This window comes from Nakamurella flava (genome assembly GCF_005298075.1).
In the GTDB taxonomy this organism is placed as follows: Bacteria; Actinomycetota; Actinomycetes; order Mycobacteriales; family Nakamurellaceae; genus Nakamurella; species Nakamurella flava.
The window spans coordinates 1,107,795-1,124,551 of record NZ_SZZH01000001.1 but is presented as its reverse complement, the minus strand read 5'-3'; the positions used below and the strand labels follow the sequence as shown (position 1 = coordinate 1,124,551).

Sequence of the window (16,757 nt, the reverse complement as noted above, 5' to 3'; positions counted from 1 at the left end):
GTCGGACCGCGTCCGTAGAATGGCCGTTCGAATGACACGGATGTGTTTCGGCTGATGAGAACGGTGACGGGGGATCGCTGCATGGAGCAGGGCGAGGGAGCGATGCTGTCGCCGCGCGATCAGGCGCTGCGCCTCATCGACTACCTGGTGGCGTTCGAGGCGATCCGCAATCCGCCGGTGCGGCGGACCGCCGACCACCGACTGTTCCGGATCGACGCCGCGGCGCTGCCCACGCACCCGGCGGTCACCGTCCATCCGGGCGAGGATCGATGGCTCACCGTCGATTTCGTCGACCTCCCCGAGCCACCCGCGGTTCCGGACGAGATCGCCGCGCTCCTGATGGAGCCGTCCGTCCGGCCGGACACCGAGCCGTCGATCATCCCGGCCGCAGCGGACGCCACCGTCGAGCAGGTCGCGGCGTGGGAGCAGCTGACCCGGCCGGCCCGCGACTGGGTGTCCGGTGTCTGGGCCCTCTATAGGGACGATCACCGCAACGCAGCAGCAGTCAAGTCGTTGCATCGGGCCCTGTTCGAGCAGCGCGAGGTCCTCGCCGTCGATCGCGAAACCTACGAGCTGGTGTGGGGTTTCGGTCGCCTGACGTGGACGGATCCGGCGTCCGGCGAGACCGTCGACCATCCGCTGCTGACGGTTCCGGTCGAGGTGGACATCGACGTCCGGACGCAACGCGTCACCGTCCGCCCGGCCGGTGGCCCGGAGATCGAGATGCGGATGATCAACGGTCTCGACGTGCATGACCCGGCCGGTTACGCGGCCACCCGCCAGGAGATCGCCGACAGCGATCTCGATCCCTGGGTGAGCGACGAGATCGCCGACGTGCTCCGGCGGTTGGTCCGCGCTGTCGACGACCACGGCACCGTCCGCACCGTCGACACCCAGCCGTCAGCGGACGACGGCAGGGGGACCGCCCGAGCCGTCGTCCATCCGGGTTGGACGCTGTTCCTCCGCCGCCGGCAGCCGGACTCCGAGGGTTTCCTGCACGAGATGCGCGAGCTGTACCGGGATCTGCCCGAGGTGATCCCACCGCCACTGCGGGGGATCCTCACCAGCGAGGACCCGGCCACGCTGGCGGGAGTCCCCGCGTCGGACGGTGAAACCTCCACCACGATCGACGACGAACTGCTCCTGCTGCCCCTGCCGGCGAACGAGCAGCAGGAACGCATCCTGCGGACCAGCCGTCGGCAGGCCGGAGTCGTCGTCCAGGGCCCGCCGGGTACCGGGAAGTCGCACACCATCGCCAATCTCATCAGCCACTTCGTCGCCGAGGGGCAACGGGTGCTGGTGACGGCCGAGAAGGAACAGGCACTGAAGGTCCTGGCGGACAAGGTGCCGGAGGACATCCGCGACCTGACGGTCTCCGTCCTGGGGGCCGACGAGGACGGCCGCAAGCGACTGGGCGATGCGATCCGCAGCATCCAGACCAAGGTGGGGCTGGTCGACCGACGGGTCGCCGACGAACGCATTCGCACCCTCACCGAGACCATCGACCGGCTCGACCGCGAATACGCGGAGGTCAGCGAACAGCTGCGGGCCAGCCGGTGGGCGGAATTCGACACGCTGCCCGGGCAGTGGTCGGCCGGATCGGCGGTCACTCCGCAGATCGCGGCCGGCTGGGTCCATGATCATGCCGACCTCGGCTACATCCCCGATCCCATCACCCCCGGCACCGCCTGCCCGCTCACCGACGCCGAATTCGGGGAGTTGCTCGCCACCCTGCGGACCATCGACCCCGCCGATGCCCGGCAGGCCGTACTCGATCTGCCCCCGGTCGACGGGCTGCCTTCCGGCCACGACCTCGCCGGCCTGCTGAGTGAACGCACCGCCCTGGCGCCGGCCGTCGCCCGGGCCCGCACCGTTCTTCCCGGCCCGCTACCCGTGGAGCCGGACACCGCCGACCGTGCCCGGACCCTGGCCGCCGACCTTGACCGTGAGGCCCACTGGCGACAAAGCGTCGACGGCACCTGGGTCGCGCGCGTCGTGCAGCAGTGCAGCGACCCCCGGCTGGACGCTGAATGGGCGGACGCCACTGCAGCACTGGCCGACCTGCGCGATCAGGTCTTCACCCTGCGCAAGAACGTGCGCGCCCACGATGTCCAACTGCCGCCGCAGCCCGGCGCGGAGTTCGAGAAGGACCTGGCCGACGCCGCTCATCGCATGCGCACCACCGGCAAGTTGGGCTTCTTCGCCCGGGATGCCAAGGCCGCGGTCGAATCGTGCCGGGTCGACGGGCAGGTACCGACGACCGCCGACGCCATTCAGGTCTGCCTGGACTCACTGACCGTCGAACAGCTCCGCCACCGGTTGGCCACCCGCTGGCGGAACCAGACCGCCGACGTCGACGCGCCTGCCCTGTCGGGCTACCCGGAGACGTCGGTCGGCCCCCACCTCGACACGCTGGCTGAGGTGCGGCGCACCGCCGGCCGGTGGGCCGACCTGACTTCCCGTGCCGCCGCGCTCCAGCTGCCCGCTCTGCCGCCCGAGCCACGTGCTCTCGCCGCCGCCGCGAGCACCGTCGCCGACGTCGCCGCCGTGGCGCGGACCGCCGAGATCGACAGCATCCTGGGCCAACTGAGGTGCCAGCTGGATCAGGGCGCGGCCGCGTCGACGGCGACGAGTTGGTCCGACCTGCGGGACGCCCTCGACCGGGAAGACACCGAAGCCTGGCAGTCGGGCATCGATCGGGTCCGCCGCCTCACGGAGATGCGCCCGAGCATCGACCGGCGTGACGCTCTGCTGGCGGAGCTGGCGGCGGTCGCGCCCGTCTGGGCGACCGAGATGACGCAGGACCACTCCGCTGCCGGTGAGCCCGAGGACCTGGGTGCCGCCTGGCAGTGGCGCCACCTCGAGACCTGGGTACGGGCCGTCGCCGATCGGCCCGCGCCCGCCGTCCTGCAGGCCCTGCTGGACGAGGTCACCGCGGAACGCCGACGCACCGTCACCGAGCTGGTGACCGAGAAGGCGTGGCGGCGGCTGGTCGACAACCTCGGGCACCCGCAACGTCAGGCGTTGGAGGAGTACGTCCAAGCCAGTAAGCGCTTCGGCAAGACCGGAGGCAAACACGCCAGCCGCTGGATCGCCGAGATGCGCCGCGCCATGGGCAACGCCACGACCGCCGTGCCGGTCTGGATCATGCCGACTGCTCGGGCCCTGCTGAACTTCCGACCCTCGGCCGAGCCGCCGTTCGACGTCCTGATCATCGACGAGGCGTCGCAGATCGGCATGACGGCTCTGCCGCTGCTAGCCCTGGCCCGCCGGACGATCGTGGTGGGTGACGACCAGCAGACCAGCCCGGAGAACGTCGGCCTGGACCGCGAACCGGTCTACCGTCTGATGGACGACCACCTTCGCGACATCCCGGGTTACCGGACGGTTTTCGATCCCGACAAGAGCCTGTACGACCTCGCGCTGCTGCGCTTCTCGCAGCCGATCATGCTGACCGAACACTTCCGCTGTCTGCCGCAGATCATCGAATTCTCCAATCAGCTGTCCTACAACGGGCGCATCGTGCCGTTGCGGGATCGTCCACCCCATCCCGGGTGGCAGCCGGTACGCACCGTCCGGGTACCCGACGGCTACCGGTCCGGCTTCGTCAACCGACCCGAAGCCGAAGCTGTCGTCGCTCTGTTGCGCGACCTCGACGGACGCCCCGAGTACGACGGTATGAGCTTCGGTGTCATCTCCCTGCTGAGCACCCAGCAGTCGGCACTGATCAAGGAGCTGCTGTACGACGGCCTCGGCCCGGCCGCCGTGGAACGTCGACAGATCCGGGTCGGGGAAGCGGCCAGCTTCCAGGGCGACGAACGGGACGTCATGGTCGTCAGCACGGTGATCGCCGTTGACCCGTCGAAGGAGCGCACCCGGTACGGGGCCATGACCAGCGAGGCCGACAAGCGCCGCATCAACGTCGCCGCGTCCCGGGCCCGCGATCAGCTGTGGGTGGTCACCTCGGTCGACCCTTCGGTGCTGTCGCCCGGGGATTACCGGGCCGCGCTGATCGCGCACTGCTCGGCCACCGCCGCCGACGACGACGAACGCGGCGACCTGTTGGCGCGGTGCGAATCGGAGTTCGAACGACGCGTCGTCCGCAAGCTCCTGGCTCGCGGGTACACCGACGTCACCGTCCAGCACCGGGTCGGTCAGTACCGGCTGGACATCGTCGTCAGCGGCCCCGACGCCCGGCTCGCCATCGAATGTGACGGCGACCGTTGGCATTCCGAGGCCGAGTGGGATCGCGACCGCGCGCGGCAGCAGGTGCTCGAGCGGGCGGGCTGGACTTTCGAGCGCATCCGCGGATCGGCCTTCTACCGTGACCCGGACCTGGCAATGGAACCGGTGTGGGAACGGCTGGAGGGGCTGGGCATCCGGATCGGCGAGCGCCGGCAGCCCGTTCTCGCCGGTCTCCGTTCGGAGGAGGCCTCGGCGGCATCCTGACGTCTGAATGACTCAGGGTGGGCTATCCCGGCAGATCACCCAATCCGGACAAGCGGTCACTCGACAGTGGGCGTGACGGTGACTTGTTGCGGGCGTCACATCGGCATGACCTTCACCCCCGGCCGAGCCGGCCACCCCTTCCGTCAGCGCTGTGCTCGGATCGTGACCGTCAGCCTTTCGGTGCTGCTCCTGGCGGTGACGGTCGCCTGTTCCGGCACGACGGCCGGGACCGCGGCCGTCGGCACCCCGTCGACGGCCGCGCTCGCACCCACCCCGAGCGTGCCCGCTGTAGCGGTCGTCGAGGTGACCAGGACGGTGGCGCCGCCCGCTGCGGTCACCTCGGTGGTGACGACCACGGCGGAACCGCCACCGGCTCCGGTCGTCGTCACCCACACCGAGGTGGCCACCGTGACCGCAGCCGCTGGCGGGGGCGGTGGCGGAACCCGGCGGACGGTCTCCGGCCTCGTGTCGCCGAGCGGGAACATCACCTGCGGGGTGGTCGGTGGGATCCTGTTCTGCACCATCGGCGTCTACGACTTCGACCTGCCGTCCTGCCCTTCCCCGAGTTCCGGGGCACTGATCAGTCTGGCCAGCACCGGGCCCAGCGACATCAGCTCGTGCGGCGCCGAGATCCTCGACGGCGTCGACGCGACCACCCTCGAGTACGGCGACGTCGCCGCGCTGGGTAGCTATGTGTGCACCGTCGAGGAGGTCGGCATGGCCTGCGTCAGCCCCGGTGGTTTCGGTTTCACGATCGCCCGGGCCGGCTATCAGCCGTTCTGATCGGCGGGTCGACAACGGTGACCAATTCGGCTTTCCCGAGTCAGTTCGGTGTCGCGAGCAACTCGGTGAGCGCCGCGTCGACCTCGTCCAGGTACGACTGCTCGAAGCCGAACAGCCCGAAGTGGCCGGCGATGCTGTGCAGCATCCGCACCTCCGCACCTGGGGTGAGGTCGGCCTCCGGCACGCAGTCCTGCGGCGGGAACAACATGTCCTGCTCGATGGGCATGACGAACACCTTGGCCGTCACCCGCCTGAGGGCGGCGGCGAGGTCACCGTCGGCCAGGCGGGCGACGTCGCCGCGCTGCCACTTCCAGCCCATGGTGAGCAGCGCGTTCGGATCCATCAGGCCGAACAGCAGCCGGGTGAAGTTCTGCTGGAACTCCTCGAACGTTTCCCAGCCGTGGCCCTCGACGACCGGCGGGATCGTCTTCCAAAACCCGGACTTCCAGAAATCAGTGGTCAGGCCCATGATCGCCCAGATGTCGGCGTGCCGACGCAGGCCGTCGGCCACCTCGGTGTTGGACGTGTAATCGCCACCCGCCCATCCGGGATCGCTGGTCATCGCGTCCATCAGGGTCTGCACGTACAGGAAGTCGTGCGGGGTGACCTGCGCGGTCCCCGCGATCGGTGCGGCCCGCTCGACCTTCTCGGGGAACCGAACGGCCCACTCCCAGGTCTGCTGCGCGCCCATCGATCCGCCGACGACGAGTGCGAGCTTCTCGACGCCCCAGTGCTGGCGGAGCAGGATCTCCTGCGCCCGGACGTCGTCCCCGATACGGACGTGCGGGAACTTCGACATCGCGATGCTCGGGTCGTCGGTGGTGTGCGGGGATGTCGACAGGCCGTTACCGATCTGGTTGACGACGACGATGAAGTACTTCGTCGGGTCCAGGGCCCGACCCTCACCGATGTAGACCTGCCACCACGTGGCGTGTGACCCCGAGAACCAGGTCGGGATGAGGATGACGTTGTCCTTGGCCCCGTTCAGCTCACCGTAGGTCGCGACCGCGAGCTGCAGGTCGGGGATGACCCCGCCATCTTCCAGCTCGAAACGCCCGATCGAGATCAGCTCGTACGGGCCCTGCTGTTCAGCGGAGTAGAACGGGTTGTCCAGCGGCATGAGCTGCTCCTCGATCGCATCGTTGCGGGATCTGCACCGTAGGGTCCGGTCGCCGCGACCGGAATCGCCGTTCTCACGTACTGAGGTGCGGCCGCCGCGGAGGAATCCGGAGAAAGATCGGCGGACCATGTCGAGAACCGGGTTGCGTCTCCGTCTTCCCTACGAGGCGACCACCCGGGTCGCAGCACCGAGAGGAACGATGATGGCCAAGTACCTGCTGCTCAAGCACTACCGTGGCGCACCGGCTCCGGCCAACGACGTCCCGATGGACCGCTGGGCGCCGCAGGAGGTGACGGACCACATTCGTTTCATGCAGGACCTCGCCGATCGCCTGCAGGCCTCGGGCGAGTTCGTCGATGCCCAGGCGCTGGCACCCACCGGGACCTTCGTCCGCTTCGACGGTGATGGGCGCCCGCCGGTGACCGACGGCCCGTTCGCCGAGACCAAGGACCTCATCGCCGGCTGGATGGCCATCGACGTCGACAGCGAGGAACGAGCCCTACAGGTCGCGGCCGAGCTGTCCTCCGCGCCGGGGGCCGGCGGTCGGCCCCTGCACGAATGGATCGAGTTGCGTCCCTTCCTGGAGGCGCCCCCCACCATCACCGAATGACCGTCATGGATGAGCTCGATGCGGATGCGCTCCGCCGGCTGATCCCACTGGTTCTGGGCGTCCTCGTCCACCGTGGCGCCGAGTTCGCGGCGGCCGAGGACGCCGTCCAGGAGGCGTTGGTCGAAGCCGTCGACGTCTGGCCCGGCGACCCGCCGCGCGAGCCACGGGCCTGGCTGACGACCGTCGCCTGGCGTCGCTACCTGGACGGGCATCGTTCGGAGACGGCCCGGCGTCGACGGGAAGATCGTTCACACGCCCAGACCGTGCCGCTCACCGACGCAGCTCCGGTGCCGGCCGACGACACGTTGTGGTTGTACTTCCTGTGCGCCCACCCTGGCCTGTCCCCGTCGTCGGCGGTGGCGCTCACCCTGCGGGCGCTCGGTGGCCTCACCACGCGACAGATCGCCGACGCCTACCTCGTGCCGGAAGCGACGATGGCGCAACGTATCTCGCGGGCTAAGCGGACCGTGTCGGGGGTGCGGCTCGATCAGCCCGGCGACGTCACCACCGTCCTTCGGGTGCTCTACCTCGTCTTCAACGAGGGCTACTCGGGCGACGTCGATCTCGCCGCCGAAGCCATCCGCCTCGCCCGACAGCTCGCCACCGTCGTCGACCACCCGGAGGTGGCCGGTCTGCTCGCGTTGATGCTCCTGCACCACGCCCGTCGACCCGCCCGCACCGACGCCGCTGGACAGTTGGTGCCGTTGGCCGAGCAGGACCGTTCCCGCTGGGACACGGGGCTGATCGCCGAGGGGGTCGAAATCCTGCAGGCAGCCCTGGCCCGCGACCGGCTGGGGGAGTACCAGGCCCAGGCAGCCATCGCCGCCCTGCACGCCGACGCGCCGAGCACCGGCGAGACCGACTGGGTGCAGATCGTCGAATGGTTCGACGAACTGTTGCGGCTCGCCGACACCCCGGTCGCCCGGCTCAATCGGGCGGTGGCCGTGGGTGAGGCCGACGGTCCGCGAGCTGGTCTGGCTGCGCTGAATGACGTGCCCTGCACCGTGCCGAGGTGGACCGCCGTCGCCGCCCACCTGCACGAAAGCGCCGGCGAGACAACAGTGGCGGCCCGGTTGTACGCCGAGGCGAGCGCGGCAGCGACGAACGCGGCCGAGCGCGATCACCTGTTGCGGCAGGCAGCCCGGCTGAACGCGACAGGTTGAGTAGCGCGACACTGCAGGGGTGTCGTCCCGCTCCCGCCGCCGTCGCGCACTCGCCGTCGCCCCCACCGCTACCTGCCCCTGCGGGGAGCCGGCCACGTATGCCGATGGGTGCGGCCGCCTGCACGCCGGGGCGGCGGCGGCCACCCCCGCCGAGTTGATGCGTTCCCGCTACGCCGCGTTCGTGGTGCGCGATCGGGACCACCTGTTGCGAACCTGGTCGTCCGCCCAACGGCCCGGCCGTCTCGACTTCGATGACGCCCTGCGCTGGACGGGGCTGGAGATCCTCGGTTCCACCGGGGGCACCGCCTTCCACTCGACCGGAACGGTCGAGTTCCGGGCCCACTTCGAGTACCGCGGCGTCGCCGGGGTGCACCAGGAGAACAGCCTGTTCGTCCGGGAAGACGGCCGGTGGGTGTACGACCGGGCGATCGAGCCGGGCGAGTAAGCGGTCCGCCTATCCTCGACTCGTGGCCCGACGATCCCGCAAGCGCGACTACGGCGCCGGCCATATCCCGCTGAACGTCGGGGCAGTCACCCACGGGTGGGCCCGGGACGAGACCACCGGCGACGGACGCAGTTGGAAGGTCCGACCGACCACCGGCAGTTCATCGGCGGGCAAGTCCTACCGCTGCCCCGGATGTCAGCAACTGATCGCCGCCAGCAGTGCGCACCTGGTGGTCTGGCCGGCCGACCACCTCTTCGGCGACCAGGCCGGTCTCGACGATCGGCGGCACTGGCACACCGCCTGCTGGCGGGCGCGACGCGGCTGAGCCGCCGTCCCCGATCGAGCATCCGGTCCACGCAGCGACTCCCGGACCAGCTTCACCGGCGGCGTTCGGACGATGTTCGATCACGACCGGTTGACCTGCACCGATGGGTTGTCCCCATCTCGGCTTCGGGTTTGAAACCCCTGCTGATCGGCGTTTACGGTGCCGTGGAAGCCCCTTCAGACGAGGTGATCCGTGCACGCTCCGCTGCGTTCCGCTCTCATGGCCCTGGCCGCGACCATGCTGCTGGTGACAGCGTCGTGTTCGTCGACGCCGGAGGCGGCGCCGTCGACGGCGGTGAGTGTCACGGCCAGCGCGTGGGTCGAGCCACCCGACTCCGGTTCCACTACCGTTTCGCAGGCAGACACATCGTTAGCCGAAACACCATTACCCAGCCAGTCCTTGCAGGGTGTCGTCGCCGGTGCAGGATCGAACCCATATTTCTCGGCCGCACCGCTTCCAGCTGGGTTGAGTACCGAGGACACGAAACAAGCGGAAGCCGCCATTGCGGCATACGGCCAGTTCTGGTCGTTGTCCAACAGTCTTGGAGCCAATCCAACCCTCGACTGGACGAACCGAATCGCTGAGGTCGCCACAGGAACGGCAGCGAATGACCTTCAGTCCTCGGCCACAGAATTTCGTGAGAGGGGCCTGCATGTTGAGGGTCAAGGCTCCGTGCTCGTGACAATCGAACGGGTGGAGTCAGGGGCTGTTCAGCTTGCACTGTGCGTCGACGGATCCCGGGGGAGGCTGGTTGACGCCGCAGGCGCGCCGGTGCAGCAGCAAATTGAGACCAAGACTCGCACGGCTGGATCCGCGCGGGTGGGCGAATATGCGAGCGGCTGGAAGGTGGATGATAATTACTTTGAAATGGGTTCCCCGTGCTGAACTGCCGGCGCTGGTTGACCTTGGTTTCGATGCCGATACTGCTGACTGGGACATTCGCGATCGGCTCTCTTGCGGCTGTCGATAGGGATCCAACTGCCGAGAGATGCGGAGGTCAATACTTCGGCTGCGGCGACAGTGGATCGGGCTCGAATGGGGCTCAGCTCACCACGACCCCTGTGGATTGTAGTGGCGGTGCGACATGCGTTCTAAGTCTCGGTGGCATCGGTTCTGAGAATTCGCACACCGATTCGGGAAACAACCCGCCAGCGGAGGGGGGCTTTCCATCATCCGCCGCCGAAGATTCCGTGGTCGGGACGCAGATTGAAGCGCCACAATCCGATTGCTGGACTGAGGAACTCCCCGACATTCCTGTAGGAACCGCGGCTGTCTGGCAGGGGCACACGGCAGCAGACGGATACATCGCGTACCAGAGGTGCCGAGCCGGGGTGCAGCCGACGATCAGGGTCCCCTTCTTTGTGGCGTTCGCCGAGCCCGGCGTCCCCGCGCAGCCTGCCGCCCCACCGCCGCCGGATCCGGCGGTGCTCGCGGAGCAGGCCATCAATCAACTCGTGATCCCCATGCCCCAGCCCCACTTCGGCCCCGACCGGTCGACGATCGCCGTGCAGCTGTGGACGTGGTTGTGGATCGACGCGCCCGCCCCGGTCACCAGCACCGTCGAGCTGCAGGGCGTCTCCGTGACGGCCACCGCGACCCTGCAGTCGACGACGTGGACGCTGGGGGAGCCGGCGGCCCGCAATGACGGCGACGGGTTCCAATCGGGGCCGGCGGCGACGGTGACGTGCAGCGGCCCGGGCGCGCCGTACGACGCGAGCGTGGACTGGAGGACGGAGCCGCTGTGCGGGCACATGTTCCGGTGGCGGTCGACGGATGAGCGGACCGGCGGCTCCGAGAAGTGGCCGGTGACCGTCACGACCACCTGGGGTGTGACCTGGCAGGCCACCACCGGGCAGACGGGTACGGCGACGCTGACCGGCACCGCGGCGGATGCCGTCGCCGTCTCCGAGTACCGGCTCCTGCTCACCCCGGGGCGCTGACGCCGGCTTATAGCACGGCCGATGCCATTCGGAACAATCTCGCTGCCCGGCGACGAGTTGTTCGAACAAACCCGCAGGTGAACGGTGCCTCACGAAACGAGGACGTGGCGGGAACCACTCCGCCGACGACGTCACACCGTCCACGCCCGCATGATCACCCCCGATAGGGTCGTCGCGGTTCGACCGCGCGTGCGCTTGGTGTCCTGATCCGATCGTCCCCCGACCGATCTCGGAGACGGGACCGGCCAGACCGTCCGTTCAGCAGGACAGACGGGCGCGCGAGCGGTAGACCTGTTGCAACGCCCGCTCCGTCCGGCCACCCCTTGCCGGACCGGTGGGCTACCCCGTGGCTAGATGGTCAGAAATGGAGTGAACCGAGCACATGTTCTCTCGGATCGCAGTGATCAACCGTGGTGAGCCGGCAGTACGGCTCATCCGCGCCGTCCGCGAATTGAACGCCGAATTCGGCTACGACATCAAGGTCGTCGCGCTGCACACCGAGTCGGAGCGCCGTGCACTGTTCGTCCGGCTGGCCGACGACTCGGTCACCCTGCGGGACAAGGGCGACCTCGGCAGCCCCTACCTGGACCACGCCGAGCTGCGAAAGGCACTCATCAAGTCCAAGGCCGACGCCGCCTGGGTCGGGTGGGGGTTCGTCGCCGAGGATCCCGCCTTCGCCGAACTGTGCGCGGAACTGGGCGTCACCTTCATCGGCCCGCCCCCGGAGGCCATGCGCCGCCTCGGCGACAAGGTCGAGGCCAAGTACCTCGCCGAGGCCACCAACGTCCCCGTCGCCCCCTGGTCCGGCGGACCGGTCGAGACGATGGAAGAAGCGCTCGAGCACGCCAAGGCCATCGGATACCCGATGATCCTCAAGGCCCGCTCCGGCGGCGGCGGCCGCGGCATCCGCATGGTCTTCGACCCCAGCGAGCTGGAAGAGGCCATCGAGCGGACCCAGTCCGAGGCGCAGAAGGCCTTCAACGACCACGTCATCTTCATGGAGCACCTGGTCCAGGGCGGCCGGCACATCGAGGTCCAGGTCATCGCCGACAACTACGGCAACGCCTGGGCCCCCGGCGTCCGCGACTGTTCGATCCAGCGGCGCAACCAGAAGCTCATCGAGGAGTCGTTCTCCCCGGCGCTGACCAAGGAACAGTCCGACGAACTGGCCGCCCGCGCCATCGACCTCGTCAAGGAAGCCGGCTACCGCGGCGCCGGCACCGTCGAGTTCCTCTACCAGCCGGAGAAGAAGACCTTCGCGTTCCTGGAGGTCAACACCCGTCTGCAGGTGGAACACCCCATCACCGAGGAGTCGACCGGGCTCGACCTGGTCAAGCTGCAGATCATGGTGGCCGACGGCCACAAGCTCGAAGGGGACTGCCCGCCCGTCTACGGCCACGCCGTCGAGGTCCGGCTGAACGCCGAGGACGCCGACAACGGGTTCGCCCCGGCCCCCGGCCTCGTCGAGCTGTTCTCCGTCCCCACCGGCCCCGGGATCCGCGTCGACACCGGCATCTCCGCCGGCGACACCATCCCGCCGGACTACGACTCGATGGTCGCCAAGATCATCGCCTGGGGTCGTGACCGCGACGAGGCGCTGGCCCGGCTGCGCGTCGCGCTGCGCGACACCACCGTCGTCATCAAGGGCGGCACGACCATCAAGTCGTTCCTGCTGCGCCTGCTCGACGAGCCCTCCGTCATCGACGGCACCGCCGACACCGGCTGGCTGGACCGCGGCGGCCTGGACGTCAGCGCTCTCGCCCCGCACGCCGACGTCGCCCTGCTGTTCGTCGGCGCCGACGTCTACGAGACCGAAGAGGCCCTCGAGCGCGAGGCGTTCCTCCGATCCGCCCGTGGCGGGCGCCCCCGCGCCTCACACACTGTCGGCCGCGAGGTCGAACTCGGCTACGCCGGCACCACCTACACCCTGACGGTCGACCAGGTCAGCCCCCGCCGCTACCGCATCGCCGTCGACGGTCAGGTCACCGAGGTCGAGGTCGAGCGGCTCGGCCGCTTCGAGAGCCGGGTCACCGTCGGCGGTCGCCGCCACAACGTCGTCGCCTCCGAGACGCCGTCCGGCTACCTCGTCGAGGTCGACAGCGTCAGCCACCGCGTCAACCGTGACGAGGGCGGCATCGTCCGCTCGCCCGCCCCCGCCGTCGTCGTCGCCCTGCGCGCGAACCCGGGCGACGAGGTCCAGGCCGGCGATCCGGTCCTCATCCTCGAGGCCATGAAGATGGAGACCCCGGTCAAGGCCCCGTACGCGGGCCGGATCCGTGAGGTCATGGTCGGCGTCAGCCAGCAGGTCGACGCCGGCGGCGCACTGCTGCGGATCGACAAGTTCGAGGAGGCCGGTGCCGAGACTGCGGACGCCCGCCCCACGGTCGACTTCAGCTCCGACGCGGTCCAGTCGCCCGACGACGCGCGGGAGCAGGCCCTGGCCGACCTGGCCACCATGAAGGCCCTCGTCCTCGGATACGACGTCGCCGGATCGGAGGCGCGCTCCGTCTGGACCCGCTACGACCGGGTCCGCTCGCAGCTGCCCACCGACGACGACGAGCTCCTGGGCGCCGCGCTCGACGTGCTCGACACCTTCGCCGACCTGTCGGAACTGTCCCGGAACCGACCCGCCGGCGCCGAGGAATCGGGCGACGAGCAGGTGCACAGCCCGCGCGAGCACTTCCACACCTACCTGCAGTCGCTGGACGTCGACTTCGGCGGTCTGCCCGATTCGTTCCGCACCCGCCTGGAACGGACGCTGGCCCACTACGGCGTCACCGACCTCGAGCCCGGTCCGGCGCTGCGCGACGCGGTCTACCGCGTCTTCATCGCGCAGGAACGGGCGGGCGACCAGATCCCCATCGTGGCCGGACTTCTCGAGCGCTGGCGCACCCGTGCCGCGTCGATGAGCCCGGAGGTGCAGGAGCGGATCGGCGTGGTCGTCGAGCGGCTCGTCGTCGCCACCCGGCTGCGCTACCCCCAGATCGGCGACCTGGCCCGCTCGCTGCGGTACGAGGTCTACGAGCGGCCCGTCATCGCCAGCAACCGTTCCGCGGTCTACCAGCAGGTGCGTGACAACCTCGCCGCCCTCACCGCGGCCGAGGACGACGCCCAGCGCCGTCAGCTCACCGAGGCGCTCGTCAGCAGCGCCGAGCCGGTGGTCCGCATCCTCGCCGAACAGCTGCTCGCCGACGGACCGGCCGTCCCCCAGATGCTGGAGGTAATGAGCCGGCGGTACTACAAGATCCGCACCCTGGAAGACGTCAGCACGGGGCAGTTGGGCAACGGCGCCCCGTACCTGACCGGCAGCTACGAGCTGTCCGGGAGCCGGCTGACCCTGCTGTCCGCGGTGGCCACCCACGCCAGCCTGGCCGCGACCCTGCCGGCCGTCGAGGCGGTGGCGGCGGACCTCAGCGAACCGTCCGATCTGGTCACCGACATCTACCTGGCCTGGGCCGACGCGCCGCAGGACCCGGACGACATCTCCGACCACCTGCGTTCCGCCCTGGCCTCCGCGCCGACCCTGGCCGGTGGCCGACGCATCACCGTCACCGTCGCCTACGGGTCGGTGGACGAACCCGAGGTCCTGCAGTTCACGTTCCGTCCCGGTCCGGACGGGCTCGCCGAGGAACGCGTCATCCGGGGCATGCACCCGCTGACCGGCCAGCGACTGGATCTGTGGCGGCTCAAGGAGTTCAACGGCAGTCGGCTGCCGGCCGCCGAGGGCACCTACCTGTTCCACCTGGTCGCCCCGGACAACCCCTCCGACCAGCGGCTCGCCGCGCTGGCCGAGGTCCGCGACGTCACCCCGCTGCGCGACGCCGACGGTCGGGTCACCGGCTTCCCCGCGGCCGAGCGCGTCCTGGCCGCCTGCCTGGAGTCGATGCGGCGGGCGCAGGCCAGCCACAGCGGCAGTAAGTTCGCCGGCAACCGGGTATTCCTGCACGTCTGGCCGCCGCTGACCGTGCCGCTGTCCGACCTCAACGGGTTCGCCCAGGTCGTGTCCCCGCTGACGCTGGGCACGGGACTGGCCGAGATCACCGTGCTGTGCCGGATCCCCGACGGTTCCGCCGGTCAGGAACTGCGGGACGTCGCCATCCGGTTCACCTACCAGGCCGGCGCCGGCGTCACCGTCACCGTCAGCGATCCGCCCACCGAGCCGATCAAGCCGCTGGACGCCTACGCCCAGAAGGTGCAGCGCTCGGCCGCGCGGGGTACCGCGTACCCGTACGAGATCGTCCCGCTGCTCACCGGCGCGGACGGCACCTTTACCGAGTACGACTTCGACGCCGACGGCGAGTTCGGGCCGGTCGACCGGGCACCCGGCCTCAACAGCTGTGGCGTCGTGGCCGGCCTGATCTCCACGCCCACCGAGCTCTACCCCGAGGGCATGCAGCGCGTCGCGCTGTTCGGCGACCCGACGAAGGCCCTGGGGACGGTCGGTGTCCAGGAGTGCAAGCTCATCGTCGCGGCCATCGATCTGGCCGACTCGCTCAGCATCCCGGTGGAATGGTTCACCCTGTCCTCCGGCGCGACCATCGCCATGGACTCCGGCACGGAGAACATGGACGGGGTGGCCAAGGCGCTGCGCCGCATCGTCACGTTCACCCAGGACGGCGGCGAGATCAACGTCATCGTCGCCGGGATCAACGTGGGCGCCCAGCCGTACTGGAACGCCGAGGCCACGATGCTGCAGCACACCAAGGGCATCCTCGTGATGACCCCGGACAGCGCGATGGTGCTCACCGGCAAGATCTCGCTGGACTACTCCGGCGGCGTCTCGGCCGAGGACAACTTCGGCATCGGCGGGTACGACCGGGTCATGGGGCCGAACGGCGAGGCCCAGTACTGGGCGCCGAACCTGTCGGCCGCCGTGGACATCCTCTTCGCCCACTACGACCACGCCTACCTGGCCCCCGGCGAGCGGTTCCCGCGTCGGGCCAACACCACCGACCCGCTGGACCGCGACGTGCAGGAGTTCCCGCACGTCCACCCGGACTCGCCGTTCACCACGGTCGGCGAGATCTTCTCGGCGGAGACGAACAAGGACCGCAAGAAGCCGTTCGACATCCGCGCGGTCATCAACGCGCTCGTCGACCAGGACCACGCGACCCTCGAGCGCTGGGCCGGCATGGCCGAGGCCGACACGGCGGTCGTGGTGGACGCCCACCTGGGCGGCTACCCGGTCGCGGTGATCGGTATCGAGTCCCGGCCGATCGCCCGCAAGGGCTTCCTGCCGACCGACGGGCCCGACCAGTTCACCGCGGGCACGCTGTTCCCGAAGTCGAGCAAGAAGGCGGCCCGGGCGATCAATGCGGCCTCGGGCAACCGGCCCCTGGTCGTGCTGGCCAACCTGTCCGGCTTCGACGGTTCGCCCGAGTCGCTGCGCAACGTCCAGCTGGAGAACGGCGCCGAGATCGGCCGCGCCATCGTCAATTTCGACGGCCCGATCGTCTTCTGCCTGATCTCCCGCTACCACGGCGGCGCGTTCGTCGTGTTCTCCGGGGCGCTCAACGACAACATGGAGGTCGTCGCGGTCGAGGGCTCGTTCGCCTCGGTCATCGGTGGTGCTCCGGCGGCTGCGGTGGTCTTCACCCGGGACGTCAACAACCGGGTGGCCAAGGACCAGCGCATCGTCGACGCCGAGGCGGCCATCGCCGGAGAGACCGACGAGGCCCGCAAGCGCGAGCTCACGGTCGAGCTGTCCGACCTGCGTGCGGTCGTGCGGTCCGAGAAGCTGACCGAGGTCGCGGCCGAGTTCGAGGGCATCCACGACATCAACCGGGCCCGTGACGTCGGGTCGGTGCACACGATCATCGCCGCGGCCGAACTCCGGCCGTACCTGATCGAGGCCATCGAGCGCGGCATGGCCAAGGCGGCCGCCCGGGCCGTCTGATCGCTGGATCGTCGATGCGGGTGGCG

At 69.6% G+C, this 16,757-nt stretch carries 10 protein-coding genes; 9 read left to right on the top strand and 1 reads right to left on the bottom strand.

Annotated features, from left to right (window positions below; translation table 11 throughout):
* Positions 1-81: 81 nt before the first annotated feature.
* Both FDO65_RS05000 and FDO65_RS04995 read left to right on the top strand, forming a co-directional pair.
* Entirely contained in the window at positions 82-4,449 is a 4,368-nt protein-coding gene (locus FDO65_RS05000) for an AAA domain-containing protein (RefSeq protein ID WP_166442033.1), read from the top strand.
* Positions 4,450-4,611: 162 nt separating this feature from the next.
* Positions 4,612-5,232 carry a hypothetical protein gene (locus FDO65_RS04995; protein ID WP_137448312.1) on the top strand — a complete coding sequence of 207 codons (621 nt, stop codon included), beginning with the start codon at positions 4,612-4,614 and terminating at the stop codon, positions 5,230-5,232.
* Positions 5,233-5,272: 40 nt separating this feature from the next.
* Here the strand turns inward: FDO65_RS04995 and FDO65_RS04990 are convergent, their stop codons facing one another.
* Positions 5,273-6,352 (bottom strand): alpha/beta fold hydrolase, encoded by a 1,080-nt coding sequence (locus FDO65_RS04990; RefSeq protein ID WP_137448311.1) that lies wholly within the window; start codon positions 6,350-6,352, stop codon positions 5,273-5,275.
* 202 nt (positions 6,353-6,554) lie between these two features.
* Here FDO65_RS04990 and FDO65_RS04985 point away from each other — a divergent pair, with 202 nt between their 5' ends.
* From FDO65_RS04985 to FDO65_RS04955, 7 genes are all read left to right on the top strand, one after another.
* Positions 6,555-6,962: a YciI family protein gene (locus FDO65_RS04985; protein WP_137448310.1), complete on the top strand. Its 408-nt coding sequence runs from the start codon at positions 6,555-6,557 to the stop codon at positions 6,960-6,962.
* A 5-nt stretch (positions 6,963-6,967) separates the two neighbouring features.
* Positions 6,968-8,125 (top strand): RNA polymerase sigma factor, encoded by a 1,158-nt coding sequence (locus FDO65_RS04980; RefSeq protein WP_137449471.1) that lies wholly within the window; start codon positions 6,968-6,970, stop codon positions 8,123-8,125.
* 19 nt (positions 8,126-8,144) lie between these two features.
* Complete coding sequence (locus FDO65_RS04975; protein ID WP_137448309.1) at positions 8,145-8,570, top strand: YchJ family protein; 426 nt, start codon at positions 8,145-8,147, stop codon at positions 8,568-8,570.
* 22 nt (positions 8,571-8,592) lie between these two features.
* Complete coding sequence (locus tag FDO65_RS04970) at positions 8,593-8,895, top strand: hypothetical protein (protein WP_137448308.1); 303 nt, start codon at positions 8,593-8,595, stop codon at positions 8,893-8,895.
* Between the two features lie 192 nt (positions 8,896-9,087).
* Complete coding sequence (locus FDO65_RS04965) at positions 9,088-9,780, top strand: hypothetical protein (RefSeq protein ID WP_137448307.1); 693 nt, start codon at positions 9,088-9,090, stop codon at positions 9,778-9,780.
* A 476-nt stretch (positions 9,781-10,256) separates the two neighbouring features.
* On the top strand, positions 10,257-10,835 hold the full coding sequence (locus tag FDO65_RS04960; RefSeq protein ID WP_137448306.1) for a hypothetical protein: 579 nt from the start codon (positions 10,257-10,259) through the stop codon (positions 10,833-10,835).
* A gap of 382 nt (positions 10,836-11,217) precedes the next feature.
* Positions 11,218-16,731: an ATP-binding protein gene (locus FDO65_RS04955; RefSeq protein WP_137448305.1), complete on the top strand. Its 5,514-nt coding sequence runs from the start codon at positions 11,218-11,220 to the stop codon at positions 16,729-16,731.
* The last annotated feature ends 26 nt before the right edge of the window (positions 16,732-16,757 follow it).

Coding starts and splice junctions, on each gene's coding strand:
- FDO65_RS05000 (WP_166442033.1), top strand. CDS start 82: ATGGAGCAGGGCGAGGGAGCGATGCTGTCGCCGCGCGATCAGGCGCTG.
- FDO65_RS04990 (WP_137448311.1), bottom strand. CDS start 6,352: ATGCCGCTGGACAACCCGTTCTACTCCGCTGAACAGCAGGGCCCGTAC.
- FDO65_RS04985 (WP_137448310.1), top strand. CDS start 6,555: ATGGCCAAGTACCTGCTGCTCAAGCACTACCGTGGCGCACCGGCTCCG.
- FDO65_RS04980 (WP_137449471.1), top strand. CDS start 6,968: ATGGATGAGCTCGATGCGGATGCGCTCCGCCGGCTGATCCCACTGGTT.
- FDO65_RS04955 (WP_137448305.1), top strand. CDS start 11,218: ATGTTCTCTCGGATCGCAGTGATCAACCGTGGTGAGCCGGCAGTACGG.